Origin of the sequence: Zestomonas insulae (genome assembly GCF_016901015.1) — a bacterium.
GTDB lineage: Bacteria > Pseudomonadota > Gammaproteobacteria > Pseudomonadales > Pseudomonadaceae > Aquipseudomonas > Aquipseudomonas insulae.
The window spans coordinates 133,272-154,941 of sequence record NZ_JAFEUP010000005.1; the positions used below are offsets into that span (position 1 = coordinate 133,272).

At 66.8% G+C, this 21,670-nt stretch carries 22 protein-coding genes and 1 riboswitch; of the genes, 9 read left to right on the forward strand and 13 right to left on the reverse strand.

Annotation, left to right across the window (positions count from 1 at the left end):
• Window positions 1-22: 22 nt before the first annotated feature.
• The gene (locus JQX08_RS16485; protein ID WP_205349503.1) at window positions 23-991 is read left to right on the forward strand and encodes an alpha/beta hydrolase; all 969 of its coding nucleotides are present in this window, start codon (window positions 23-25) and stop codon (window positions 989-991) included.
• A 163-nt stretch (window positions 992-1,154) separates the two neighbouring features.
• On the opposite strand, the gene JQX08_RS16490 is transcribed toward JQX08_RS16485, so the two are convergent.
• Window positions 1,155-2,540: an amino acid permease gene (locus tag JQX08_RS16490; RefSeq protein ID WP_205349504.1), complete on the reverse strand. Its 1,386-nt coding sequence runs from the start codon at window positions 2,538-2,540 to the stop codon at window positions 1,155-1,157.
• A gap of 355 nt (window positions 2,541-2,895) precedes the next feature.
• Here JQX08_RS16490 and JQX08_RS16495 point away from each other — a divergent pair, with 355 nt between their 5' ends.
• The gene (locus JQX08_RS16495; protein ID WP_205349505.1) at window positions 2,896-3,366 is read left to right on the forward strand and encodes a GreA/GreB family elongation factor; all 471 of its coding nucleotides are present in this window, start codon (window positions 2,896-2,898) and stop codon (window positions 3,364-3,366) included.
• Window positions 3,367-3,369: 3 nt separating this feature from the next.
• Here JQX08_RS16495 and JQX08_RS16500 read toward each other — a convergent pair whose 3' ends face one another.
• The 3 genes from JQX08_RS16500 to JQX08_RS16510 all read right to left on the reverse strand — a co-directional run bounded on the left by JQX08_RS16500 (window position 3,370) and on the right by JQX08_RS16510 (window position 7,650).
• On the reverse strand, window positions 3,370-5,106 hold the full coding sequence (locus JQX08_RS16500) for a methyl-accepting chemotaxis protein (protein WP_205349506.1): 1,737 nt from the start codon (window positions 5,104-5,106) through the stop codon (window positions 3,370-3,372).
• 164 nt (window positions 5,107-5,270) lie between these two features.
• The gene (locus JQX08_RS16505; protein WP_205349507.1) at window positions 5,271-6,995 is read right to left on the reverse strand and encodes a methyl-accepting chemotaxis protein; all 1,725 of its coding nucleotides are present in this window, start codon (window positions 6,993-6,995) and stop codon (window positions 5,271-5,273) included.
• A 160-nt stretch (window positions 6,996-7,155) separates the two neighbouring features.
• A complete protein-coding gene (locus tag JQX08_RS16510; protein WP_205349508.1) occupies window positions 7,156-7,650 on the reverse strand; it encodes a YgjP-like metallopeptidase domain-containing protein in 495 nt (164 codons plus the stop codon).
• A gap of 90 nt (window positions 7,651-7,740) precedes the next feature.
• On the opposite strand from JQX08_RS16510, the gene JQX08_RS16515 reads away from it, so the two are divergent.
• The 3 genes from JQX08_RS16515 to JQX08_RS16525 all read left to right on the forward strand — a co-directional run bounded on the left by JQX08_RS16515 (window position 7,741) and on the right by JQX08_RS16525 (window position 9,223).
• On the forward strand, window positions 7,741-7,935 hold the full coding sequence (locus JQX08_RS16515; protein ID WP_205349509.1) for a hypothetical protein: 195 nt from the start codon (window positions 7,741-7,743) through the stop codon (window positions 7,933-7,935).
• Window positions 7,936-8,110: 175 nt separating this feature from the next.
• Window positions 8,111-8,788, forward strand: a complete 678-nt coding sequence (locus JQX08_RS16520; RefSeq protein WP_205349510.1) for a polysaccharide lyase family 7 protein — start codon at window positions 8,111-8,113, stop codon at window positions 8,786-8,788.
• 156 nt (window positions 8,789-8,944) lie between these two features.
• Window positions 8,945-9,223 carry a PAAR domain-containing protein gene (locus JQX08_RS16525; protein WP_205349511.1) on the forward strand — a complete coding sequence of 93 codons (279 nt, stop codon included), beginning with the start codon at window positions 8,945-8,947 and terminating at the stop codon, window positions 9,221-9,223.
• Window positions 9,224-9,288: 65 nt separating this feature from the next.
• Here the strand turns inward: JQX08_RS16525 and fba are convergent, their stop codons facing one another.
• From fba to tkt, 6 genes are all read right to left on the reverse strand, one after another.
• Entirely contained in the window at window positions 9,289-10,353 is a 1,065-nt protein-coding gene (fba, locus tag JQX08_RS16530) for a class II fructose-bisphosphate aldolase (RefSeq protein WP_205349512.1), read from the reverse strand.
• A gap of 104 nt (window positions 10,354-10,457) precedes the next feature.
• Window positions 10,458-10,790, reverse strand: coding sequence for an MliC family protein (locus JQX08_RS16535; protein WP_205349513.1), 333 nt, complete (start codon window positions 10,788-10,790; stop codon window positions 10,458-10,460).
• A 30-nt stretch (window positions 10,791-10,820) separates the two neighbouring features.
• On the reverse strand, window positions 10,821-11,027 hold the full coding sequence (locus tag JQX08_RS16540; RefSeq protein WP_205349514.1) for a hypothetical protein: 207 nt from the start codon (window positions 11,025-11,027) through the stop codon (window positions 10,821-10,823).
• A gap of 78 nt (window positions 11,028-11,105) precedes the next feature.
• On the reverse strand, window positions 11,106-12,269 hold the full coding sequence (locus JQX08_RS16545; RefSeq protein WP_205349515.1) for a phosphoglycerate kinase: 1,164 nt from the start codon (window positions 12,267-12,269) through the stop codon (window positions 11,106-11,108).
• A 4-nt stretch (window positions 12,270-12,273) separates the two neighbouring features.
• Window positions 12,274-13,344 (reverse strand): erythrose-4-phosphate dehydrogenase, encoded by a 1,071-nt coding sequence (gene epd / locus JQX08_RS16550; protein WP_205349516.1) that lies wholly within the window; start codon window positions 13,342-13,344, stop codon window positions 12,274-12,276.
• 72 nt (window positions 13,345-13,416) lie between these two features.
• Complete coding sequence (gene tkt / locus JQX08_RS16555; protein WP_205349517.1) at window positions 13,417-15,417, reverse strand: transketolase; 2,001 nt, start codon at window positions 15,415-15,417, stop codon at window positions 13,417-13,419.
• A gap of 230 nt (window positions 15,418-15,647) precedes the next feature.
• On the opposite strand from tkt, the gene JQX08_RS16560 reads away from it, so the two are divergent.
• The 3 genes from JQX08_RS16560 to JQX08_RS16570 all read left to right on the forward strand — a co-directional run bounded on the left by JQX08_RS16560 (window position 15,648) and on the right by JQX08_RS16570 (window position 18,419).
• Complete coding sequence (locus JQX08_RS16560) at window positions 15,648-16,658, forward strand: ArsR/SmtB family transcription factor (protein ID WP_205349518.1); 1,011 nt, start codon at window positions 15,648-15,650, stop codon at window positions 16,656-16,658.
• A 17-nt stretch (window positions 16,659-16,675) separates the two neighbouring features.
• Window positions 16,676-17,866 carry a methionine adenosyltransferase gene (metK, locus tag JQX08_RS16565; protein WP_205349519.1) on the forward strand — a complete coding sequence of 397 codons (1,191 nt, stop codon included), beginning with the start codon at window positions 16,676-16,678 and terminating at the stop codon, window positions 17,864-17,866.
• A gap of 163 nt (window positions 17,867-18,029) precedes the next feature.
• On the forward strand, window positions 18,030-18,419 hold the full coding sequence (locus JQX08_RS16570; RefSeq protein WP_205349520.1) for a DUF1090 domain-containing protein: 390 nt from the start codon (window positions 18,030-18,032) through the stop codon (window positions 18,417-18,419).
• Window positions 18,420-18,453: 34 nt separating this feature from the next.
• Here JQX08_RS16570 and JQX08_RS16575 read toward each other — a convergent pair whose 3' ends face one another.
• The 3 genes from JQX08_RS16575 to JQX08_RS16585 form a co-directional block, all read right to left on the reverse strand.
• Window positions 18,454-18,903, reverse strand: a complete 450-nt coding sequence (locus JQX08_RS16575; protein WP_205349521.1) for a c-type cytochrome — start codon at window positions 18,901-18,903, stop codon at window positions 18,454-18,456.
• Between the two features lie 95 nt (window positions 18,904-18,998).
• Entirely contained in the window at window positions 18,999-19,385 is a 387-nt protein-coding gene (locus JQX08_RS16580; protein ID WP_205349522.1) for an MAPEG family protein, read from the reverse strand.
• Between the two features lie 91 nt (window positions 19,386-19,476).
• A complete protein-coding gene (locus JQX08_RS16585) occupies window positions 19,477-19,884 on the reverse strand; it encodes an acyl-CoA thioesterase (RefSeq protein WP_205349523.1) in 408 nt (135 codons plus the stop codon).
• A gap of 179 nt (window positions 19,885-20,063) precedes the next feature.
• Window positions 20,064-20,214, forward strand: a riboswitch (S-adenosyl-L-homocysteine riboswitch).
• A 23-nt stretch (window positions 20,215-20,237) separates the two neighbouring features.
• Here JQX08_RS16585 and ahcY point away from each other — a divergent pair.
• Window positions 20,238-21,647, forward strand: coding sequence for an adenosylhomocysteinase (gene ahcY, locus JQX08_RS16590; protein ID WP_205349524.1), 1,410 nt, complete (start codon window positions 20,238-20,240; stop codon window positions 21,645-21,647).
• Window positions 21,648-21,670: the final 23 nt, after the last annotated feature.

Sequence of the window (21,670 nt, forward strand, 5' to 3'; positions counted from 1 at the left end):
TTGCCACTACTGCCGGTACGCCATGAGTCGCTCCCTGCGCTGGACCCTGCCACTGCTCGCCGCCCTGCTGCTGACCTTCTTCATCGGCCCGCGCGAGCCGGTCGACACCCAGCTGCAACCCGCGGCGCTGCCGGCCGACCTCGACGCCCACCTGGCCGCCGAGGAAGCGCGCTTCCCCGACATCGTCCCCGGTGCCGAGAAGACCATCGTCTGGGCCCACCCCGACCACCGCCGCACCGCGCTGGCGGTGGTCTACCTGCACGGCTTCTCCGCCACCCGCCAGGAGACCGCGCCGCTGTCCGACGACCTGGCCCGCCAGCTCGGCGCCAATCTGTTCTACACCCGCCTGAGCGGCCACGGCCGCAGCGAGGCGGCGATGGCCGAGGCGACTGCCGGCGCCTGGCTGCGCGACGCCCGCGAGGCGCTGGCGATCGGCCGCCGGCTCGGCGAGCGGGTGCTGCTGGTCGGCACCTCTACCGGCGCCACCCTGGCCACCTGGCTGGCCGGCGAACCGGGCAGCGAGGCGCTGCTCGCCGGCGTGCTGATCTCGCCGAACTTCGCCCCGCACGACCCGACCTCGACGGTGCTGACCTGGCCCTGGGCGCGCCAGTTCGTGCCGCTGATCCTCGGCGCCGACTACCAGTGGACGCCACGCAACGCCGAGCAGGCGCGCTACTGGAGCCACCGCTACCCGAGCACCGCGCTGCTGCCGATGATGGCACTGGTGCGGCATGTCGAGGCGCGCCCGCTGGAGCAGCTGCGCCTGCCGCTGCTGGTGATCTACTCGCCGAACGACCAGGTGGTCGACCCGCGACGCACCGAGCAGGCCTTCGCCCGCTTCGGCTCGCCGCACAAGCAGCTGATCGCCCGCCCCGAGTCCCAGGACCCGGCGCACCACGTGCTGGCCGGGCGGATTCTGGCGCCGGACGACACGCCGGCGATCGAGGCACAGATCCGCGCCTTTCTCGCTACCCTGCCGGCCCAGGGTTAACGATGCGCGGCCTGTAGGAGCGAATTCATTCGCGAACCCGGCGGCGCACTGCGGACGCTCATCGCGGATAAATCCGCTCCTACAGGTCGGTAGCCCAGCCGAGACAATCCACGGGCATAAAAAAGCCCCGCCGAAGCGGAGCTTTTTCACTGACTCAGACGCCTCAGGACGCCGCGCTCAGCTGACCGAGCGGCTCCTTGTCGCCGAGCTTGAAGGTGCGGTACAGCACCACCAGCAGGATCAGAAACGCCGGGCCGATGAACAGCGCAATGCGGGTGTCCTCGAAGAACGCCATCAGGCCTACCACCAGGGCGAGGAACGCCAGCGCCAGGTAGTTGCTCAGCGGCGTCAGCCACATCTTGAACTGCAGCTTGCCGGTTTCCGCGGCGCTCAGGGTGCGGCGGAAGCGCAGCTGGGCAATCAGGATCATCGCCCAGGTCCAGATCGCACCGAAGGTGGCGATCGAGGTCACCCAGACGAACACCTTCTCTGGCGCCAGGTAGTTGAGCACCACGCCCAGCAGCAGGGCGGCGATCGACAGCAGCAGCGCGTTGCGCGGCACACCGTTCTTCGAGGTCTTGGCGAAGGCCTTCGGTGCCTGACCGTCCTGGGCCAGGCTGTAGAGCATGCGCCCGGTGCTGAAGATGCCGCCGTTGCAGGACGACAGCGCAGCGGTGATCACCACGAAGTTGATGATGCCGGCCGCGGTCTTGATGCCGAGGCGCTCGAAGGTCATCACGAACGGGCTGCCCTGGGTGCCGATTTCGTTCCACGGGTAGATCGCCATGATCACGAACAGCGCGCCGACGTAGAACAGCAGGATGCGCCAGAACACCGAGTTGATCGCGCCCGGGATGCTCTTCTGCGGGTTCTTCGCTTCGCCGGCGGTGAGGCCGATCATCTCCACGCCGAGGTAGGCGAACATCACCATCTGCAGCGACATCAGCACACCGGTGATGCCGTTCGGCATGAAGCCGCCGTGCGCCCAGAGGTTGCTGATGCCGGTGGCGATGCCGTCATTGCCGAGGCCGAAGACAATCATCCCGGCGCCGGCGACGACCATCGCAACGATGGTGACGATCTTGATCAGCGCGAACCAGAATTCGAACTCGCCGAACGCCTTGACCGTGGCCAGGTTGATCGCGCCCATGCTCGCCAACGCGGCGAGGGCGAAGATCCAGCGCGGGACTTCGGGGAACCAGATCTGCATGTAGATGGCCACCGCGGTGATTTCCGCGACGCAGGTCACCAGCCACAGGAACCAGTAGTTCCAGCCGGTCAGGAAGCCGGCCAGCGGGCCGAGGTATTCCTTGGCGTAGTGGCTGAACGAGCCGGCCACCGGGTTGTGCACGGCCATCTCGCCGAGGGCGCGCATGATCACCAGGATCGCCAGACCGCCGATGAGGTAGGAGAGCATGATCGCCGGGCCGGCCATCTGGATGGCCTTGGCGGAACCGAGGAACAGGCCGACGCCGATGCACGCGCCGAGGGCCATGAGACGAATATGCCGTTCGCCCAGCCCGCGCTGGAGTTCATCTTTCTGGGTCATGTGGAACCTTTTATTTTTGTAAAGGTTTAATCCGGGCCGGACGGGTGATCCGGTCGGTGTTGCGCCGTCGGTGGCTGATCGAGCGACCTCGGGCTTGCGGTTCGACCAGGGTGCGCAAGGGCGTTCCCTGAGTGATCGGGCGTTTTAAGGAAGGGTGCAACCCGGCGCAACCACGGACGCGACAAGAACTTTCAAAACAGGAAATCCTGTCGCTGTAGCAATTATTTGCAGGAAATAGCCCCGCCAGAACGGCGATCGACAGGACAGTCTTGATTGGCACGCGCGTTCAGACAGTGATCTCACGGTGCCGGCGCCAGCCCGTTACAATCGCTCATCCCTCTGCGATTTCGCGACCATGCCCAAGACCGAACTGCTCCAGCTGATCATCGCCGCGCTGCAGGCCGACCTCGACAACGCCGAGCAGGCCGCGCGCACCGCGCACGAGACCGCGACCCACGAAGAGAACGTCGCGGAGAACAAGTACGACACGCTGGGCCTGGAAGCGGCCTACCTGGCCGCCGGCCAGGCACGCCGTGCGGCGGAGTTGCGGCAGGCGCTGGGCGCCTACCGCAGCCTGGTGCTGCGCCCGTTCGACGAAGCGCGCGGCGTGCAGCTCGGCGCCTGGGTGACCCTGGCCGATGCGCAGGGCGTGGAGCAGCAGTTCTTCCTCGGCCCGGACGGCGCCGGCCTGAAGGTGCAGGACGTGCGGGTGATCAGCCCGCACGCGCCGCTCGGCCAGCAGCTGCTCGGCAAGGGCCTCGGCGACGCGGTGCAGCTCGGCAGCGGCCGCCAGGCGCAGAGCCTGGAGCTGGTGCACATCGAGTGAGCGTCAGACGGCGCTGACGTTCACCCCCATGCCCTGCGGCGCGACGATCACGCCGAGCACGCCCCAGTGGCGGCCCTGCACCGACAGCGGCAGCCAGGCGGCCAGCGCCACCACCTTGTTGGGCAGGATCGCCGAGCTGATGTCCAGGCCGCGGCACTTGGCCAGGTCCTTGAGGTCGCTCTCGGCGGTCACCGAGAACAGCATGTAGCGGCTGCGCTGGGTGTCGATCTGCGGATCGCCGGTCATCGGCTGCGACAGCTCCGAGCGGTTCACCGGCACGTAGCCGCGCAGGTTGATCGGCACGAATGACAGCACCCCGGGAATGTTGCGTGCCGCCTCGTCGACGATGCCCTGCACCGCCTGCTGCAGCGGACGCTGCCAGCTGACGTCGAACTTCGCCGGCACGCTGTTGGGCAGCGCCCGGTAGTTGTTGTCGAACAGGTCTACGCCGCGCTCGGCGAGGCGCTCCATCTCCGCCTGGAAGCGCCGCGCGTAGTCGCGCAGGGTGTCGCAGGAGCGCTCCAGCTGGCCGTCGCCAAGGCGGAAGTGGCCGAGCAGCTTGCTCGCCTCGTTGGCGTCGATGCGTAGCGTGTCGGCCTGGCCGAGGGATTTCTGCATGCTGTCGCTGATCTTCAGGCCCAGCTCGCGGATGCCGATGCTGTGCTGGTGGCTCTCCTGGTTGGTCACCGACAGCTGTTCCAGCGCGCTGCTGACCATCAGCAGATCGCCGTTGGCGCTCTCGAAGTCGCCGACCATGTGCTCGAACTGTTCGGCGGCGGCCTTCACCGAGACGCCGGCCTGCGCCGAACGCTCGATCAGCGCGGCACTGCTCTCGCCGGCGCCGGCCACCGCCTCGCTCATCTGCTGCAGCAGGCCCTGGATCTGATCGGCGGCGGCGCCGACCTTGGAGGCCAGGCTGCGCACCTCGTCGGCGACCACCGCGAAGCCGCGGCCCTGTTCGCCGGCGCGCGCCGCCTCGATCGCCGCGTTGAGGGCGAGCATGTTGGTCTGCGCGGCGAAGTCGAGCACCGTGCCGAGGATGCTGCGGATGCTGGTCGAGCTGTGCTGCAGCTGGCCGACCTCGCCGGTGAAGGCTTCCAGGGTGTCGCTGATGCCGGTGATCTGCCGCGCCACTTCCGCCATTTCCTGCTGCGAACTGCGCGCCACTTCGAGGTTACGCGCGTTCATCGCGGCGATGCTGGTGGTGCGCCGCGAGACTTCCTGCACCGCGGTGGCCGACTGCTCGCTGGAGTGGAACACCAGCTCGGAGAACGCCTCCTGGCTGCCGGCGTTGGCCGCCGCCAGCTCGGCCTGCACGCGACCGTTGGCCGAGGCCAGGCTGATGCGCAGGGTGCGTTGCTGGATGTCCTCGATGCTGCTGCGCAGGCGGCCGAGCAGGCGGTTGTACTGCTCGGCGACTTCGGCACAGGCACTGCCCGGTGCCACCTGCAGGTCCTGCGACAGGTCGAGGCGCTCGCCGTTGGCCGCCGCCAGGCTGCGCGCCAGGCGCTGCAGCTCGGCAGACGGGCGCAGCAGACGCAGGGCCAGCAACACGCCGGCAACCGCCGGCAGTGCCGCCAGCAGGCGCCATTCGCCAGCCGCCAGCAGCAGCGCGGCGCCGGTCAGCAGTTGGGTAAGGATCAGCGCGGCACACAGCGTGCCGCCGGACAACGCGAGACCACTGCGCGGCGCCTGGCTAGCGTGCGGCACCGACAACGGCAGGGACTGGAAAGCAGTCATGACAAACCCCGACATTCTTGTTCTTTGGGCTGGGTTGCCGGCCAGTGGCCAGCGCCTTCAGAAGATCGGCCGAGTCGGGGGTTGCTTAATATCAGTCGAAGGAGTGAATTTTCCCGCGCCGCGCGCAACGCCGCCTGGCGCTGCGCGAGGCGGCGGCGCGGAGGTCAGTTGATGCCGAGGGCCTGCGGCATGATCGCGCCGGTGATTACGCCCCAATGGCGGCCGCCGATCCGAATCGGCATCGACGCGGCGATCATCACCCCGACCGCTGGCGACGCCGACACCACCAGCTGCAGCGCGCGGCAGTTCACGATGTTGTCCAGGTCGTGCTTGTCCTTGACGGACATGATCATGAAGCGGCTCTGGCGCATGTCCACCGACAGGTCACCGGTTTCCGGCTGCGACTGTTCGCTGCGATTGACCGAAACATAGCCGCGACAGTCGATCGGCACAAACGCCGCAACCCCGGGAATCACCCGCACCGCCTCGTCGATCAGGCCCTGCAGCGCCTCGCGCATCGGTCGCGCCCAGCTCACGTCGGCCTTGGGCAGACCACTGCTGGGCAGCATGCGGTAGTTCTGGTCGAACAGGTCGACACCGCGATCGCTGAGCTGCTGCATGATCGCCTGGATGCGGTCACGGTACTCCAGCATGCTGACGCAAGCGCTTTCCAGCTGCCCATTACCAAGGCGCAAGCCGGCCAGGTGCTGCATGCCGTGGTTCACGCCATTGCGCATGGCATCGACCTGGACGAACGAGTCGCGCATGTTGGCGCCGATCTCCAGGCCCAGCTCGCGGATGCCGTTGCTGTGCTGGTGGCTCTCGCGGTTGGTCACCGACAGCTCCTCGAGCGCCGCACCGACCATCATCAGGTCGCCGTTGACCTGCTCGAAATCCTTGACCATCGCTTCGAACTGCTCGGCCGAGGCCTTCACCGACACGCTGGCGCGGCTGGCCCGGTCGACCATCACCGTGCTGCTCTCGCCGGCGCCTTCGACGGCCTGGGTCATGTCCTTCAGCAGCCCCTGAATCTGGTCGGCGGCCTGGCCGACCTTGCCGGCCAGGTTGCGCACTTCGTCGGCAACCACCGCGAAGCCACGGCCCTGCTCGCCGGCCCGCGCCGCCTCGATCGCCGCGTTGAGGGCAAGCATGTTGGTCTGTGCGGCGAAATCCAGCACCGTGCCGAGGATGCTGCGGATGTTCGCCGAGCTGCTCTGCAACTGCACCACTTCGTTCTGGAAGGTGCCCATCACCTCGCTGATCCCGGCGATCTGCCGGCTGACTTCGGCCATCTCCTGCTGCGAACTACGCGCCACCTCGAGGTTGCGCTCGTTCATCTGGGCGATGCTGCTGGTGCGCGCCGAGACTTCCTGGACCGCCGTGGCCGACTGCTCGCTGGAGTGGAACACCAGTTCGGAGAACTCTTCCTGGCGGCCGGCATTGCCCGCCGCCTTTTCCGCCAGCAGCCGCGCGCGGTTGGCCGCCACGCCGCTATCCAGGCTGCGCTGGCGCATGTCCTGCAGCAGGTCGCGCAGGCGGCCGAGCAGGTGGGCGAGCTGGCCGGTCACCTCGGCATACGGACCGTCCGCGGCGACCCGCGGCAGGACGCGCAGGTCGAGCTGCTCGCCATCGATGGCCGCCAGTTCATCGGCCAGCCGGCGCAGCTCGGCATCCGGCCGTGCGCGCGCCAGCAGCAGCACCACGCCGCCAGCGGCCAGCGCCCCGGCGAGCAGACGCAGGCCGCCGCTGGCCAGGTAGCACAGCAACCCGGAGGTCAGCAGATGGCAGGCGAACAGGCCAACCTGAGCCGCCGGCCAGGCGCTGCGAGAGGAACGGAGATTGGCAGCGGCGACGGGCCGACCGATTGGCAACGACTCATATGCAGACATGCGGGGCACCCTAGGATTTCTTGTTCTTGTCAGGACCAATGGCTTTGGGCCTGTATGCCTAGGATCGGCGCAAAGGGGCAGGACTTGATGTTACCCAAACGGGTGGTTTTGGCCACGCAGCGCTCTAGAACGGCCTTTTCAAGCGGAATGTCAACGCCCTTCAGGCGGCCAGATCGCGCCAGGTCAGGTAGACGCGCAGGTCGAACTCGAGCTGGTGATAGCCGGGCAGCATGTGCTCGCAGAGCTGGTAGAAGGCCTTGTTGTGCTCGGCCTCGCGCAGGTGCGCCAGTTCGTGGACGACGATCATGTTGAGGAACTCCGGGGCGGCCTCCTTGAACAGCGCGGCGACGCGGATTTCCTTCTTGGCCTTGAGCTTGCCGCCCTGCACGCGGGAGATCGCGGTATGCAGGCCGAGGGCGCGGTGGGTGAGGTCGAGGCGGTTGTCGTAGAGCACCTTGTCGAGGTTCGGCGCGCTGCGCAGGTACTGCTGCTTGAGCCCGATGGCGTAGTCGTACAGCGCGCGGTCGCTCTGCACCTGATGGCGGCCCGGGTAGCGCCGCTGCACGTACTCGCCCAGGCGGTCCTCGGCGATCAGCTGGCGGATCTGCGCCTGCAGCGAGGTGGAGTAGTGCGCGAGGTATCGCAGCGTGAGCATGGGCGTCCGAAATAGCGGGAGGGCGAAGGCGCAGTGTAACCCGCCACGCCCGGGCCGCCGGCATCCTGTGGTCGGCCTACCGTCCGTCGGATGAAAACCGCCGCCGCAGCCCACTGCCGGCGAGCGCTGTTCAAAAAACCGCCGCAGGCAAGCGAAGCGCACGCCAATGAAATCGTTTTTCAGCAGTCGTCGGACCGCCCCGAGGATACTGGCGAAGCGCTGGCCAGCGCGGTTTTCTTCAATTTTTTGACGTCAGCAGGTCGTCTAAATCTGATTAACAAGTGACCAGAGTGGCCGTATAAGTCATTTCGCGAGTCGGCCCACCCGGGTCGACGGACGATACGGCAGCACCCCTGCCACTCCCTGAATTCCCTTTTGGCCCGTGCGCTCGGCAGCCTGCCCGAGAACGTCGTAGCGGCATGCGCCCGGCTGAAAGTGCCCACACGAGACGCTCCGCGCCATGATCGACCTTGCTACCTGGAACCTCACCCTGCCCGTCGGCGAACCGGCAGTGACCATCGAAACCGCGCAACTGCTCGGCGGCTATCGCGACAACTACTTCCACGCCGAGTCCGGCGCGCTGTTCTTCTGGGTCCCGGTGGACGGCAGCACCACCGCCAACGCGGTGTATCCGCGCAGCGAGCTGCGCGAGACCTTCGCCGACGGCAAGCTGCGCAACTGGACCTACCCGAGCGCCGACAACTACCTGAGCGCCAATCTGGCGGTCACCCAGGTGCCGTCGACCGGCAAGGTGGTGATCGGCCAGATCCACGCCAAGGACAGCACCAGCCCGCTGCTCAAGCTCGAGTACCAGTACAAGGTCAAGACCGGCACCGCCAACATCGTCGCCAAGGTGCGCGCCAAGCCGACCGACGCGGAAGGCACGGTGTACACCCTGCTCAGCGGCGTGAAGCTCAACCAGCGCTTCACGTACGTGATCAATCTGTCGCCCACCGGCCTGCTGAGCATCCTGCTCAACGACACGCAGTGGAGCAAACCGCTGAGCACTACCTGGAAGGCCAAGCCGCTGTACTTCAAGGTCGGAGTCTACGCCCAGGACAACGCCGGCGCCGGCGAAGCCGGTAGCGCGACCTTCTACAACCTCAAGCCGGAGCACCGCGCACTCACCACCAAGTAACCCGTGCCTGTCGGGTCGTGTGCGGTTGCGCCAGGTGTTGCGCAACCGCCGCGCGGGCCGTGAAGCGACGCAAGAATCCGCCGCGTGCACCTGGCTCGCGGTGCCGCGATGCGGCACAGTCGCCGCCCTGCCCCCCCGCCGATAAGGAGATTGGCCATGTCCGGCAAACCCGCCGCCCGCGTATCCGACCGCAACGCCTGCCCGCACAGCGGCCACGCGCTCAACCCGCTGATCAGCGGCTCACCCGACGTTCAGATCAACCACCTTCCCGCCGCCCGGGTCGGCGACGCCACAGTCTGCGGCGACCAGGTCGCCACCGGTATCGCCAGCATCCTGGTCAACGGCCGGCCGATCGCCCACCTGGGCAGCGCCACCGCGCACGGCGGGCAGTTGGTCAGCAGTTCGGCGGACGTGCTGGTCGGTGACGCCAGCTAGCACCGGCCACCCGAAAAACAAAAAAGCCCCGCATTCGCGGGGCTTTTTTGTTTGGCGCAGTGGACTCAGTTGACCTTGGCGTTCAACTCGCCCTTGGCGTAGCGCTGGAACATGCCTTCCAGGGACACCGGCTTGATCTTCGAGGCGTTGCCGGCGGTGCCGAACGCTTCGTAGCGGGCGATGCAGATGTCACGCATGGCGACGATGGTCTTGGCGAAGAACTTGCGCGGGTCGAACTCGCTCGGCTGCTCGGCCATCATGCGGCGGATCGCACCGGTCGAGGCCAGGCGCAGGTCGGTGTCGATGTTGACCTTGCGCACGCCGTGCTTGATGCCTTCGACGATCTCTTCGACCGGCACGCCGTAGGTTTCCTTGATGTCGCCGCCGAACTCGTTGATCACCTTCAGCCACTCCTGCGGTACCGAGGAGGAGCCGTGCATCACCAGGTGGGTGTTGGGGATGCGCTGGTGGATTTCCTTGATGCGCGCGATCGACAGCACGTCACCGGTTGGCGGCTTGGTGAACTTGTAGGCGCCGTGGCTGGTGCCGATGGCGATGGCCAGGGCGTCGACCTGGGTCTTCTTGACGAAGTCGGCGGCCTCTTCCGGGTCGGTCAGCAGTTGGCTGTGATCGAGCACGCCTTCCGCGCCGACGCCGTCTTCTTCACCGGCCATGCCGGTTTCCAGCGAGCCCAGGCAACCCAGTTCGCCTTCCACGGAGACGCCGCAGGCGTGCGCGAAGGCCACGGTCTGCTGGGTCACGCGCACGTTGTAGTCGTAGTCGGCCGGGGTCTTGCCGTCTTCCTTCAGCGAGCCGTCCATCATCACCGAGCTGAAGCCCAGCTGGATCGAGCGCTGGCAGACGTCCGGGCTGGTGCCGTGGTCCTGGTGCATGCACACCGGGATGTGCGGGAATTCTTCGATGGCAGCGAGGATCAGGTGGCGCAGGAACGGCGCGCCGGCGTATTTGCGGGCACCCGCGGAGGCCTGCACGATGACCGGCGAATCGGTCTTGTCGGCGGCTTCCATGATCGCGCGCATCTGCTCGAGGTTGTTGACGTTGAAGGCCGGCACGCCGTAGCCGAATTCGGCGGCGTGGTCGAGCATCTGGCGCATGCTGATGAGTGCCATGGTTTCCTGTCTCCCGATTGGAGTTCGTTAATCGTGCCAAGCCTGCCGCAGCGGCAGACCCGGTTCAAGTTTTACGCGAGGAGCGGTGCGCCCCGCCGTGTCGTTTATGGCGCCTGACAGCCGCGGCCGATCAGGTCGTCGTTGTTCACCCAGTAGACCAGCCCTTCCTCACCCTGGGTGCGGAAGGCGATCACGTTGTCGCTGTAGAACGTTCCCGAGCCGGCCGGGGCCTGGCGCAGGCGGTAGACGATGTCGCCGCCCGCGATGCGCAGATCGACCGTCTCGCGGCTGTCGTCGGCGAAGCGCCACAGCACTTCGGCCTGGCTGTCGCAGACCCAGCGCGTCCATTGCCCGTCGCTCGCCGCTGGCGGCGTATCCGGCTGGCTGGCGCAGGCGCCGAGCAGCAGTGCGCTGGCCACGCCCATCCATGCTTTCATCGCCTCTCCTTGCACGACCCGCGGGCCGCCTCAGGGGCAGTGCTGCTCCGCGGCGCTGCCGGTCGGGTCACCACTGCTCTGGGTTTCCACCCGCTGGTCGTCCTGCGTGGTCGGTAGCGGAATCTCCGCCGGACTGAACACTTCGCAGGTGCTCGACGGCTTGCCGCCGCCGGCACACCCGGCGAGTCCCAACAGGACGCACAACAGGTAAGTTCGGTACTGCTGCTGAATGGTCATCGCCTGACTCCCGGGGTTTCACAAGGACCCAGGCTTAAGACCGTGGTGCGCCGTGGTTGGTTGCCCCGGCGCGCTCCTTCAGGCCTTGGCGCGCTGCTCCAGCACTTCCACGGCCGGCAGCACCTTGCCCTCGACGAACTCGAGGAAGGCCCCACCGCCGGTGGAGATGTAGGAAATCTGTTCGGCCACGCCATACTTGTCGATCGCCGCCAGGGTGTCACCACCGCCAGCGATGGAGAACGCCGGGCTCTCGGCGATCGCCAGGGCCAGGGCCTTGGTGCCGTTGCCGAACTGGTCGAACTCGAACACGCCGACCGGGCCGTTCCACAGGATAGTCTTGCTCGCCTTGAGCAGCTCGGCGAACTGCGCAGCGGTCTGCGGGCCGATGTCGAGGATCATGTCGTCGTCGGCGACGTCGGCAACCGCCTTGACGGTGGCTTCTGCCGATTCGGCGAACTCCTTGGCCACCACCACGTCGACCGGCAGCGGCACGCTGACCTTGGCGGCGATCGCCTTGGCGGTGTCGACCAGGTCGGCTTCGTACAGCGACTTGCCGACCTTGTAGCCGGCGGCGGCGAGGAAGGTGTTGGCGATGCCGCCACCGACGATCAGTTGGTCGCAGAGTTGCGACAGGCTGTTCAGCACGTCGAGCTTGGTCGACACCTTGGAGCCGGCGACGATCGCCGCCAGCGGCCGCTCGGGGCTCTTCAGCGCCTTGCCCAGGGCGTCCAGCTCGGCAGCCAGCAGCGGGCCGGCGCAGGCGACCTTGGCGAACTTGGCCACGCCGTGGGTCGAGCCCTCGGCGCGGTGCGCAGTACCGAAGGCGTCCATGACGAACACGTCGCACAGCGCGGCATACTGCTGCGCCAGCTCGTCCGCGTTCTTCTTCTCGCCCTTGTTGAAGCGCACGTTCTCGAACAGCACCAGCTCGCCCGGCTGCACGGCGACGCCGCCGAGGTAGTCGGCGACCAGCGGCACGTCGCGGCCGAGTGCCTTGCTCAGGTAGTCGGCGACCGGCTTGAGGCTGTTCTCCTCGGAGTACTCGCCCTCGGTCGGGCGGCCCAGGTGCGAGCAGACCATCACCGCCGCGCCCTTCTCCAGCGCCAGCTTGATGGTCGGCAGCGAGGCGAGGATGCGTGCATCGCTCTTCACCTGGCCGTCCTTCACCGGCACGTTAAGGTCTTCGCGGATCAGCACGCGCTTACCCTGGAGGTCGAGGTCGGTCATTTTCAAAACGGTCATGGCATCAGTCCTTCACGGGGGCTGGTGGAACGGTGGTTGGGTTGGCGACGCGCAGATAGTGATCGGCGACGTCGAGCATGCGGTTGGCGAAGCCCCATTCGTTGTCGAACCAGGCCAGCAGGTTGACCAGGCGCGGGCCGGACACGCGGGTCTGGCTGCCGTCGACGATCGCCGAATGCGGGTCGTGGTTGAAATCGCAACTGGCGTGGGGCAGTTCGGTGTAGGCCAGCAGACCCTGCAGCGGGCCATGCGTGGCGGCCTCGCGGAGCACCCGGTTGATTTCCTCGGCCGAGGTGTCGCGGGCGGTCTGCAGGGTGATGTCCAGGCACGAGACGTTGACCGTCGGCACCCGAATGGCTTTGGCCTGGATTCGCCCGGCAAGTTCCGGCAGCAGCCGCTCGATGCCGCGCGCCAGACCGGTGGACACCGGAATCACCGACTGGAACGCCGAACGGGTGCGGCGCAGGTCCTCGTGGTGGTAGGCGTCGATCACCGGCTGGTCGTTCATCGCCGAGTGGATGGTGGTGATCGACACGTACTCGAGGCCGACCGCCTCATTCAGCAACTTGAGCAGCGGCACCCCGCAGTTAGTGGTGCACGAAGCGTTCGACACCAGCGTCTCGCGGCCGCTCAGGCAGGCCTGGTTGACGCCGTACACCACGGTGGCGTCGATGTCCGCCTCGCTGGCCATCGGCTGCGAGAACAGCACGCGCGGCGCGCCGGCGGCGAGGAAGCGCTGGCCATCGGCACGGGTGTGGTAGGCGCCGGAGCACTCCAGCACCAGGTCGATATCCAGCGCCGCCCAGTCGATCGCCTCCGGGGTGGCTTCACGCAGCACGCGCAGGCGCTCGCCATTGATGCGCAGGCTGTCGCCTTCGGCGCGCACCTCGCCGGGGAAGCGGCCGTGGGTGGAGTCGAAGCGGGTCAGGTACTCGATGCTCGCCAGGTCGGCCAGGTCGTTGAGCGCCACCACCTCGAAGCCGGCCCGCGCGCCGCGCTCGTACAACGCGCGCAGCACGCAACGGCCGATGCGGCCGTAACCATTGAGGGCGACTTTAAAGGGGCGGTTGGGCATGGTGGTCTCGATGGGGAGCGAGCGTGGGAGAGCCGGCGCGGCGCGCCAGCCCTCCCCCGTGCATGGCCAGGGTCAGGCGTCGAGCAGTTCGTCGGCGATCGACAGCACGTTCTCGACGGTGAAGCCGAAGTGCTCGAACAGCGCCGGCGCCGGGGCCGACTCGCCGAAGGTGGTCATGCCGATCACCCGGCCTTCGAGGCCGACGTACTTGTACCAGAAGTCGACATGCGCGGCCTCGATGGCGATCCGCGCACCGACCTGCACCGGCAGCACGGCCTGCTTGTAGGCGGCGTCCTGGGCGTCGAACACGTTGGTCGACGGCATCGACACCACGCGCACCTGATGGCCGCGCTCGCTCAGCTGGTCGGCGGCCTGTACGGCCAGGCCGACTTCCGAACCGGTGGCGATGAGGATCAGCTCCGGCTCGCCGGCGCAGTCCTTGAGCACGTAACCGCCGCGCTCGATGTTGGCCAGTTGCGCGGCGTCGCGCGGCTGGTGCGGCAGGTTCTGGCGGCTGAACACCAGCGCCGACGGGCCGTCGTTGCGCTCGATGGCGAACTTCCAGGCCACCGCCGATTCCACCGCGTCGGCCGGACGCCAGGTGTGCAGGTTCGGCGTGCAGCGCATGCTCGCCAGCTGCTCGATCGGCTGGTGAGTCGGGCCGTCTTCGCCGAGGCCGATCGAGTCGTGGGTGTAGACGAACAGCACGCGCTGCTTCATCAGCGCAGCCATGCGCACCGCGTTGCAGGCGTATTCCATGAACACCAGGAAGGTCGCGCCGTACGGGATGAAGCCGCCGTGCAGGGCAATGCCGTTCATGATCGCGCTCATGCCGAACTCGCGCACACCATAGAACAGGTAGTTGCCGCTGGCGTCGGTGGCGCTGACGCCCTTGCAGCCTTTCCACAGGGTCAGGTTGGAGCCGGCCAGGTCGGCCGAACCGCCGAGGAATTCCGGCAGCAGCGGGCCGAAGGCGTTCAGCGCGTTCTGGCTGGCCTTGCGGCTGGCGATGGTCTCGCCCTTGCTGGCGACTTCCTGCACGTAGGCGGCGGCCTTGGCGCTGAAGTCGGCCGGCAGCTCACCGGCGATGCGCCGCTTGAACTCGGCGGCCAGCTCCGGGTAGGCAGCGGCGTAGGCGGCGAAGCGCTGGTTCCACTCGGCTTCGGCGGCGGCGCCGCTCTCGCGGGCGTCCCACTCGGCGTAGATGTCCGCCGGCACTTCGAACGGCGCATGGTTCCAGCCCAGCGCGGCGCGGGTCAGGGCGATCTCGTCGTTGCCCAGCGGCGCGCCGTGGCACTCTTCCTTGCCGGCCTTGTTCGGCGAACCGAAGCCGATGGTAGTCTTGCAGCAGATCAGGGTCGGCCGGTCGGCGCTCTTGCGCGCGGTGTCGATGGCGATCTTCAGCTCGTCGGCATCGTGGCCGTCGACGTTGCGGATCACCTGCCAGCCATAGGCTTCGAAGCGCGCCGGAGTGTCGTCGGTGAACCAGCCGTGCACTTCGCCGTCGATGGAGATGCCGTTGTCGTCGTAGAAGGCGATCAGCTTGCCGAGGCCGAGGGTGCCGGCCAGCGAGCAGACTTCATGGCTGATGCCTTCCATCATGCAGCCGTCGCCCATGAACACGTAGGTGTAGTGGTCGACCACGCTGTGCCCGTCGCGGTTGAACTGCGCGGCGAGGGTCTTCTCGGCGATGGCGAAGCCGACCGCGTTGGCGATGCCCTGGCCGAGCGGACCGGTGGTGGTCTCCACCCCGGCGGTGTAGCCGAACTCCGGGTGGCCCGGGGTGCGGCTGTCCAGCTGGCGGAACTGCTTGAGGTCGTCGATGCCGAGGTCGTAGCCGGTCAGGTGCAGCAGCGAATACATCAGCATCGAGCCGTGGCCGTTGGACAGCACGAAGCGGTCGCGGTCGGCCCAGTTCGGGTTCAGCGGGTTGTGCTTGCGGTAGTCCCGCCACAGCACTTCGGCAATGTCGGCCATACCCATCGGAGCGCCAGGATGGCCGCTGTTGGCTTTCTGCACGGCATCCATGCTGAGGGCACGGATGGCATTGGCACGCTCACGACGGCTGGGCATCGCTGAATCTCCTACGGACTGTGTTCACGGCTGGCAGGCATCGGCCCCTCGGAAAAGGGCGCACCTGCACGAAAAAGGCGGCCATTTTCCCCCAGCGCGGGGCGCGGGGCAATGACAGCTCGGCTGTCGGCGTTGATCCAGGGCAGCAAAAGGCCGCCCGCAGGCCAATATCAAAAACTTTTGATACAGGCATTGCTGTATGAAAAATGACCGACTAGACTGCCGCCCCTATGAACCTGCGCGTCCCTCAAGTGCGTTTCGAGCCCAGCGATGAACTGGCGGCCCTGTGCAAGGCCGGCGGCGACCCGCTGCGCCTCAGCGTGCTGCGCGTGCTGACCAACGATTCGTTCGGCGTGCTCGAGCTGGCGCAGATCTTCGCCATCGGCCAGTCGGGGATGAGCCACCACCTCAAGGTGCTGGCCCAGGCCGGGCTGGTGGCGACGCGCCGCGAAGGCAACGCGATCTTCTACCGTCGCGCGCTGCCGCAGAGCGAGCTGCTCGGTGGCACGCTGCACGCGGCGCTGCTCGAGGAAGTCGACGGCCTGCCGCTGGCGGACGAGGTGCGACAGCGCATCGCCGCCGTGCACGCGCAGCGTGCCACCGCCAGCCGCGACTTCTTCGCCCGCGCGGCGGAGAAGCTGCAGGCGCAGCAAGACCTGATCGCCGGCCTGCCGCAATACCGCGACAGCGTGCTGGCGCTGCTCGACTCGCTGAGCTTCGATGCCACGGCCAGCGCGCTGGAAGTCGGTCCCGGCGACGGCGGCTTCCTCGTCGAGCTGGCGCGGCGCTTCAGCCGGGTGACCGCGCTGGACAACAGCCCGGCGATGCTCGAGCTGGCCCGCGCGCGCTGCAGCGACGAACAATTGGGCAACGTCGAGCTGAAACTCGCCGACGCCCTGCACGACGAGCAGCTCCCCGCCGACTGCGTGGTGCTGAACATGGTCCTGCACCATTTCGCCGCGCCGGCCGAGGCACTCGGCCAGCTGGCGCGTCTGGTCAAGGCCGGCGGCAGCCTGCTGGTCACCGAGCTGTGCAGCCACGACCAGGGCTGGGCCCGCGAGGCCTGCGGTGACCTGTGGCTCGGCTTCGACCAGGACGACCTGGCGCGCTGGGCCAAACACGCCGGGCTGATCCCCGGCGAAAGCCTGTACATCGGCTTGAAGAACGGTTTTCAGATTCAGGTAAGGCACTTCGCCAAACCGACCCTCAACGGGCCCACCAGCCCCACTCTCCACCGGTAAAAAATAGGAACCGATAGATGAGCGATTACTCCCTGTTTACTTCCGAGTCCGTATCCGAAGGCCATCCGGACAAGATCGCCGACCAGATCTCCGACGCGGTGCTCGACGCCATCATCGCCAAGGACAAGTACGCCCGCGTGGCGTGCGAAACGCTGGTCAAGACCGGCGTGGCCATCATCGCCGGTGAAGTCACCACCTCCGCCTGGGTCGACCTGGAAGAGCTGGTGCGCAAGGTGATCATCGACATCGGCTACAACAGCTCCGACGTCGGCTTCGACGGCGCCACCTGCGGCGTGCTGAACATCATTGGCAAGCAGTCCCCGGACATCAACCAGGGCGTCGACCGCAGCAAGCCGGAAGACCAGGGTGCCGGCGACCAGGGCCTGATGTTCGGCTACGCCAGCAACGAAACCGACGTGCTGATGCCGGCACCGATCTGCTTCTCGCACCGCCTGGTCGAGCGCCAGGCCGAAGCGCGCAAGTCCGGCCTGCTGCCGTGGCTGCGCCCGGACGCCAAGTCGCAGGTCACCTGCCGCTACGAAGGCGGCAAAGTGGTCGGCATCGACGCCGTGGTGCTGTCCACCCAGCACAACCCGGAAGTCTCCTACGCCGACCTGCGCGAAGGCGTGATGGAGCTGATCGTCAAGCACGTGCTGCCGGCCGAGCTGCTGCACAAGGACACCCAGTTCCACATCAACCCGACCGGCAACTTCGTGATCGGCGGCCCGGTGGGTGACTGCGGCCTGACCGGCCGCAAGATCATCGTCGACTCCTACGGCGGCATGGCCCGTCACGGCGGCGGCGCGTTCTCCGGCAAGGACCCATCCAAGGTCGACCGTTCGGCAGCCTACGCCGGACGCTACGTGGCGAAGAACATCGTCGCCGCTGGCCTCGCTGAGCGTTGCGAAATCCAGGTCTCCTACGCCATCGGCGTGGCGCTGCCGACCTCGATCTCGATCAACACCTTCGGCACCGGCAAGATCAGCGACGACAAGATCGTCCAGCTGGTTCGCGAGCACTTCGACCTGCGTCCGTACGCGATCACCAAGATGCTCGACCTGCTGCACCCGATGTACCAGCCGACCGCGGCCTACGGCCACTTCGGCCGCAACCCGTTCGAGATGACCTACGACGGCGACACCTTCACCGCCTTCACCTGGGAAAAGACCGACAAAGCCGCTGCCCTGCGCGCCGCTGCCGGCCTGTAAGTCCCGTTCGAAAGAACGCTGTCTGCCGCTTGCGGCAGGCGGCGTTTTTTTATGCCCGCGGCAGATGACCTGCAGCAACGGCAGCGCCGCGCATCTCCGCCATACTGCAAACTTTCCCGGCCCAGCCGGGTCGACTCAAGGTCAGTCGCTGGAGAATTGACCCATGAACTCGCGTCACCTGCTGCGCATCACCCTCCTCGCCAGTTGCACCGCGCTGGCCCTGCCGTCCTTCGCCGCCGAGGCGGTCGGCTGTGCCGCCAAGCGCGCCGAACTGCAGACCCAGATCGAAGCCGCTCGCGCGCAGGGCAACGCCGGGCGCCTCAGCGGCCTGCAGACGGCTTTGAGCCAGGTCGAACAGCATTGCGACGACGCCACACTACAGAAGAGTCGCGAAGAGAAAGTGCTGGAGGCCCAGCATGAAGTGGCCCAGCGCGAGGCCGACCTGCGCAAGGCGATGAACCAGGGTGATCAGACCAAGATCGACAAGCGCAAGACCAAGCTCGCCGAAGCGCGCGAGGAATTGCGCGCGGCGCAGGAAGAACTGAAGCGCTGAGCGCGGCCGCGCCAGCCCAGGCGCGGCACGGAGGTCAGAAGTCGCGGAACTCGCGGTGACAGGCCTCGCAGGCGTCTTCCACCTTCTTCACCGGCGCGGCCAGGCGCGCCGGATCGAGCGGCTTGTTGCGGCTGACCTCGGCCAGTGCCAGGGTGCTGCTTTCCAGCTCGCGGGCCAGTTGCTGGAAGCGCTCCTGACGCTGCCACACTTCGTCCTTGGCGTTGCTCTTGTCGGCTTCCTTGACCTGCGGAAAATGCTGCCAGGGCTTGAGCGACAACTGCTCGAGCTCGACCGCGCCGCTGGCGAAGCGCGCTTCGTCGAACGGCAGGCGCCCACGCAGCATGCCGCCGAGGTCTTCGCTGGTGTGCAGCATCTGCTTGAACAGCGCCTTGCGCTGGCCGAGCGGCGAATTCGGGTCGATCTGCCCGCAACCGGTCAGCAGCAGGCTGGCCAGCAGGGCGACGCTCAGGGTTTTCACGGTCATCTCAGGCTTCGGACTCTACGGCGGGGCGCCAAGTATCCGCGCCTCGCCGGTGAATGCCAAACGCGGTGTTTTGCCGCAGCCCGCTGCCGGACGCGTCAGGCCGAAACCACGAACAGCGCGACGATCAGGCCCATGCCGAGGAACCACACCAGCGAACGCACCGGGCCCCAGTCGGCCAGGTAGCAGGCCAGGTAGAGCACTCGAGTGATGATGAAGCCGACCGCCAGGGCATCCATCAGCGCCTGGCTGGCGCCACCGGCCAGGTGCGCGATGATCACCGCCGCGGCGAACGCCGGGGTCACCTCGAAGCCGTTGAGCTGCGCATGGTGCGCGCGCTGGCGCCGCCCTTCGAGGCCGGCGAGGAACGCGCGCGGATTCTGGTTGGCGTGCGGGCCGTAGTCGCGGCCGCTGAACTTGGCGATCGCGGTGGCGAGGTAGGGCAGGATGATGGCGACGAGGACACACCAGAAGGCGAGGGTCATGACAGCTCCGCAGCTTGAGAAGGAGCCGCCAGCCTGACCGTCTCAGTCGCCTCCGGCCATGGCCGGCGCGCCGCCTTGCCGTGCTCGCCGGTCAATCAGCCAGCGCGTCGTCGTCCTTGAACTGGTCCTTGATGTAGGTGATCTCGGTCTTGCCGTGCGGCGCCGGCAGGCCGTCGGCGCCGAGGTTGACGAACACCAGCTTGTCGACGGTGAGGATGCTCTTGCGGGTGATCTTGTTGCGCACTTCGCAGGTCAGGGTGATCGAGCTGCGGCCGAACTCGGTGGCGGTGATGCCCAGTTCGATGATGTCGCCCTGGCGCGCCGAGCTGACGAAGTTGATCTCCGAGATGAACTTGGTCACCACCTTCTGGTTGCCGAGCTGGACGATGGCGTAGATTGCCGCTTCTTCGTCGATCCAGCGCAGCAGGCTGCCGCCGAACAGCGTGCCGTTGGGGTTGAGATCTTCGGGCTTGACCCATTTGCGGGTGTGGAAATTCATACGCACTCCTGTCTATCTGGTCAGGTTCGCGACTGAGCATGGCAGCCCGCCGCAGTGCTGTCCCAGCAAGCGTTTCAATCGATCCGATAGGCGGTGTCGGAAAGCTTGGGCTGGGCGATGCGCCTCGCTATAATCGCCGGGCTTTTCCGCGGCCGGCTCTGCCCGACCGCGCCCGCCACCTGTCCGAGGGGCGCTGCAGCGGACGAAAAGCCTGTTTTGAATCCCGCAGCCTCTGCACTCAGGCAAGGCCACGGGTGGATTCAAAGCAGGTTTTCGCCTGTCAGGCTCGGATGGGGCGTTAACCATACGCATCAACGGCGCCCATTCGCACACAACGAATGGAGACTCATTGCATGAGCGCTGTCATGACGCCTGCCGGCTTCACCGACTTCAAAGTCGCCGACATTTCCCTGGCCGCCTGGGGCCGCCGCGAGCTGATCATCGCCGAATCCGAGATGCCGGCCCTGATGGGTCTGCGCCGCAAGTACGCCGGCGAGCAGCCGCTGAAAGGCGCGAAGATCCTCGGCTGCATCCACATGACCATCCAGACCGGCGTACTGATCGAGACCCTGACCGCCCTGGGCGCCGAAGTGCGCTGGTCGTCCTGCAACATCTTCTCGACTCAAGACCAGGCCGCTGCCGCCATCGCCGCCGCCGGCATCCCGGTGTTCGCCTGGAAAGGCGAGACCGAGCAGGAGTACGAGTGGTGCATCGAGCAGACCATCCTGAAAGATGGCCAGCCGTGGGACGCCAACATGGTGCTGGACGACGGTGGTGACCTGACCGAGATCCTGCACAAGAAATACCCGCAGATGCTCGAGCGCATCCACGGCGTCACCGAAGAAACCACCACCGGTGTGCACCGCCTGCTCGACATGCTCAAGGCCGGCACCCTGAAAGTCCCGGCGATCAACGTCAACGACGCTGTGACCAAGAGCAAGAACGACAACAAGTACGGCTGCCGCCACAGCCTCAACGACGCCATCAAGCGCGGCACCGACCACCTGCTGTCCGGCAAGCAGGCCCTGGTGATCGGCTACGGCGACGTGGGCAAGGGCTCCGCCCAGTCGCTGCGTCAGGAAGGCATGATCGTCAAGGTCTCGGAAATCGATCCGATCTGCGCCATGCAGGCCTGCATGGACGGCTTCGAAGTCGTTTCGCCGTACAAGAACGGCCTGAACGACGGCACCGAAGCCAGCGTCGACGCCGCCCTGCTGGGCAAGATCGACCTGATCGTCACCACCACCGGTAACGTCAACGTCTGCGACGCCGGCATGCTCAAGGCGCTGAAGAAGCGTGCCGTGGTCTGCAACATCGGCCACTTCGACAACGAGATCGACACCGCCTTCATGCGCAAATCCTGGGCCTGGGAAGAGGTCAAGCCGCAGGTGCACAAGATCCACCGCACCGGCGCTGGTGACTTCGATCCGGCCAACGACGACTACCTGATCCTGCTCGCCGAAGGCCGCCTGGTGAACCTGGGCAACGCCACCGGCCACCCGTCGCGGATCATGGACGGCTCGTTCGCCAACCAGGTGCTGGCGCAGATCTTCCTTTACGAGCAGAAGTTCGCCAGCCTCTCCGCCGCGCAGAAGGCCGAGCGCCTGACCGTGGAAGTGCTGCCGAAGAAACTCGACGAAGAAGTCGCCCTGGAAATGGTCCGCGGCTTCGGCGGCGTGGTCACCCAGCTGACCGGCAAGCAGGCCGAGTACATCGGCGTGACCGTGGAAGGTCCGTTCAAACCGGACTCCTACCGCTACTAAGCCGCACGCCGGCGGCCGCCCCA

Excerpts from the sequence above, each read along its gene's own strand:
- JQX08_RS16485 (WP_205349503.1), top strand. The coding sequence starts at position 23 with ATGAGTCGCTCCCTGCGCTGGACCCTGCCACTGCTCGCCGCCCTGCTG.
- JQX08_RS16490 (WP_205349504.1), bottom strand. The coding sequence starts at position 2,540 with ATGACCCAGAAAGATGAACTCCAGCGCGGGCTGGGCGAACGGCATATT.
- JQX08_RS16495 (WP_205349505.1), top strand. The coding sequence starts at position 2,896 with ATGCCCAAGACCGAACTGCTCCAGCTGATCATCGCCGCGCTGCAGGCC.
- JQX08_RS16500 (WP_205349506.1), bottom strand. The coding sequence starts at position 5,106 with ATGACTGCTTTCCAGTCCCTGCCGTTGTCGGTGCCGCACGCTAGCCAG.
- JQX08_RS16505 (WP_205349507.1), bottom strand. The coding sequence starts at position 6,995 with ATGTCTGCATATGAGTCGTTGCCAATCGGTCGGCCCGTCGCCGCTGCC.
- JQX08_RS16510 (WP_205349508.1), bottom strand. The coding sequence starts at position 7,650 with ATGCTCACGCTGCGATACCTCGCGCACTACTCCACCTCGCTGCAGGCG.
- JQX08_RS16515 (WP_205349509.1), top strand. The coding sequence starts at position 7,741 with ATGAAAACCGCCGCCGCAGCCCACTGCCGGCGAGCGCTGTTCAAAAAA.
- JQX08_RS16520 (WP_205349510.1), top strand. The coding sequence starts at position 8,111 with ATGATCGACCTTGCTACCTGGAACCTCACCCTGCCCGTCGGCGAACCG.
- JQX08_RS16525 (WP_205349511.1), top strand. The coding sequence starts at position 8,945 with ATGTCCGGCAAACCCGCCGCCCGCGTATCCGACCGCAACGCCTGCCCG.
- fba (WP_205349512.1), bottom strand. The coding sequence starts at position 10,353 with ATGGCACTCATCAGCATGCGCCAGATGCTCGACCACGCCGCCGAATTC.
- JQX08_RS16535 (WP_205349513.1), bottom strand. The coding sequence starts at position 10,790 with ATGAAAGCATGGATGGGCGTGGCCAGCGCACTGCTGCTCGGCGCCTGC.
- JQX08_RS16540 (WP_205349514.1), bottom strand. The coding sequence starts at position 11,027 with ATGACCATTCAGCAGCAGTACCGAACTTACCTGTTGTGCGTCCTGTTG.
- JQX08_RS16545 (WP_205349515.1), bottom strand. The coding sequence starts at position 12,269 with ATGACCGTTTTGAAAATGACCGACCTCGACCTCCAGGGTAAGCGCGTG.
- epd (WP_205349516.1), bottom strand. The coding sequence starts at position 13,344 with ATGCCCAACCGCCCCTTTAAAGTCGCCCTCAATGGTTACGGCCGCATC.
- tkt (WP_205349517.1), bottom strand. The coding sequence starts at position 15,417 with ATGCCCAGCCGTCGTGAGCGTGCCAATGCCATCCGTGCCCTCAGCATG.
- JQX08_RS16560 (WP_205349518.1), top strand. The coding sequence starts at position 15,648 with ATGAACCTGCGCGTCCCTCAAGTGCGTTTCGAGCCCAGCGATGAACTG.
- metK (WP_205349519.1), top strand. The coding sequence starts at position 16,676 with ATGAGCGATTACTCCCTGTTTACTTCCGAGTCCGTATCCGAAGGCCAT.
- JQX08_RS16570 (WP_205349520.1), top strand. The coding sequence starts at position 18,030 with ATGAACTCGCGTCACCTGCTGCGCATCACCCTCCTCGCCAGTTGCACC.
- JQX08_RS16575 (WP_205349521.1), bottom strand. The coding sequence starts at position 18,903 with ATGACCGTGAAAACCCTGAGCGTCGCCCTGCTGGCCAGCCTGCTGCTG.
- JQX08_RS16580 (WP_205349522.1), bottom strand. The coding sequence starts at position 19,385 with ATGACCCTCGCCTTCTGGTGTGTCCTCGTCGCCATCATCCTGCCCTAC.
- JQX08_RS16585 (WP_205349523.1), bottom strand. The coding sequence starts at position 19,884 with ATGAATTTCCACACCCGCAAATGGGTCAAGCCCGAAGATCTCAACCCC.
- ahcY (WP_205349524.1), top strand. The coding sequence starts at position 20,238 with ATGAGCGCTGTCATGACGCCTGCCGGCTTCACCGACTTCAAAGTCGCC.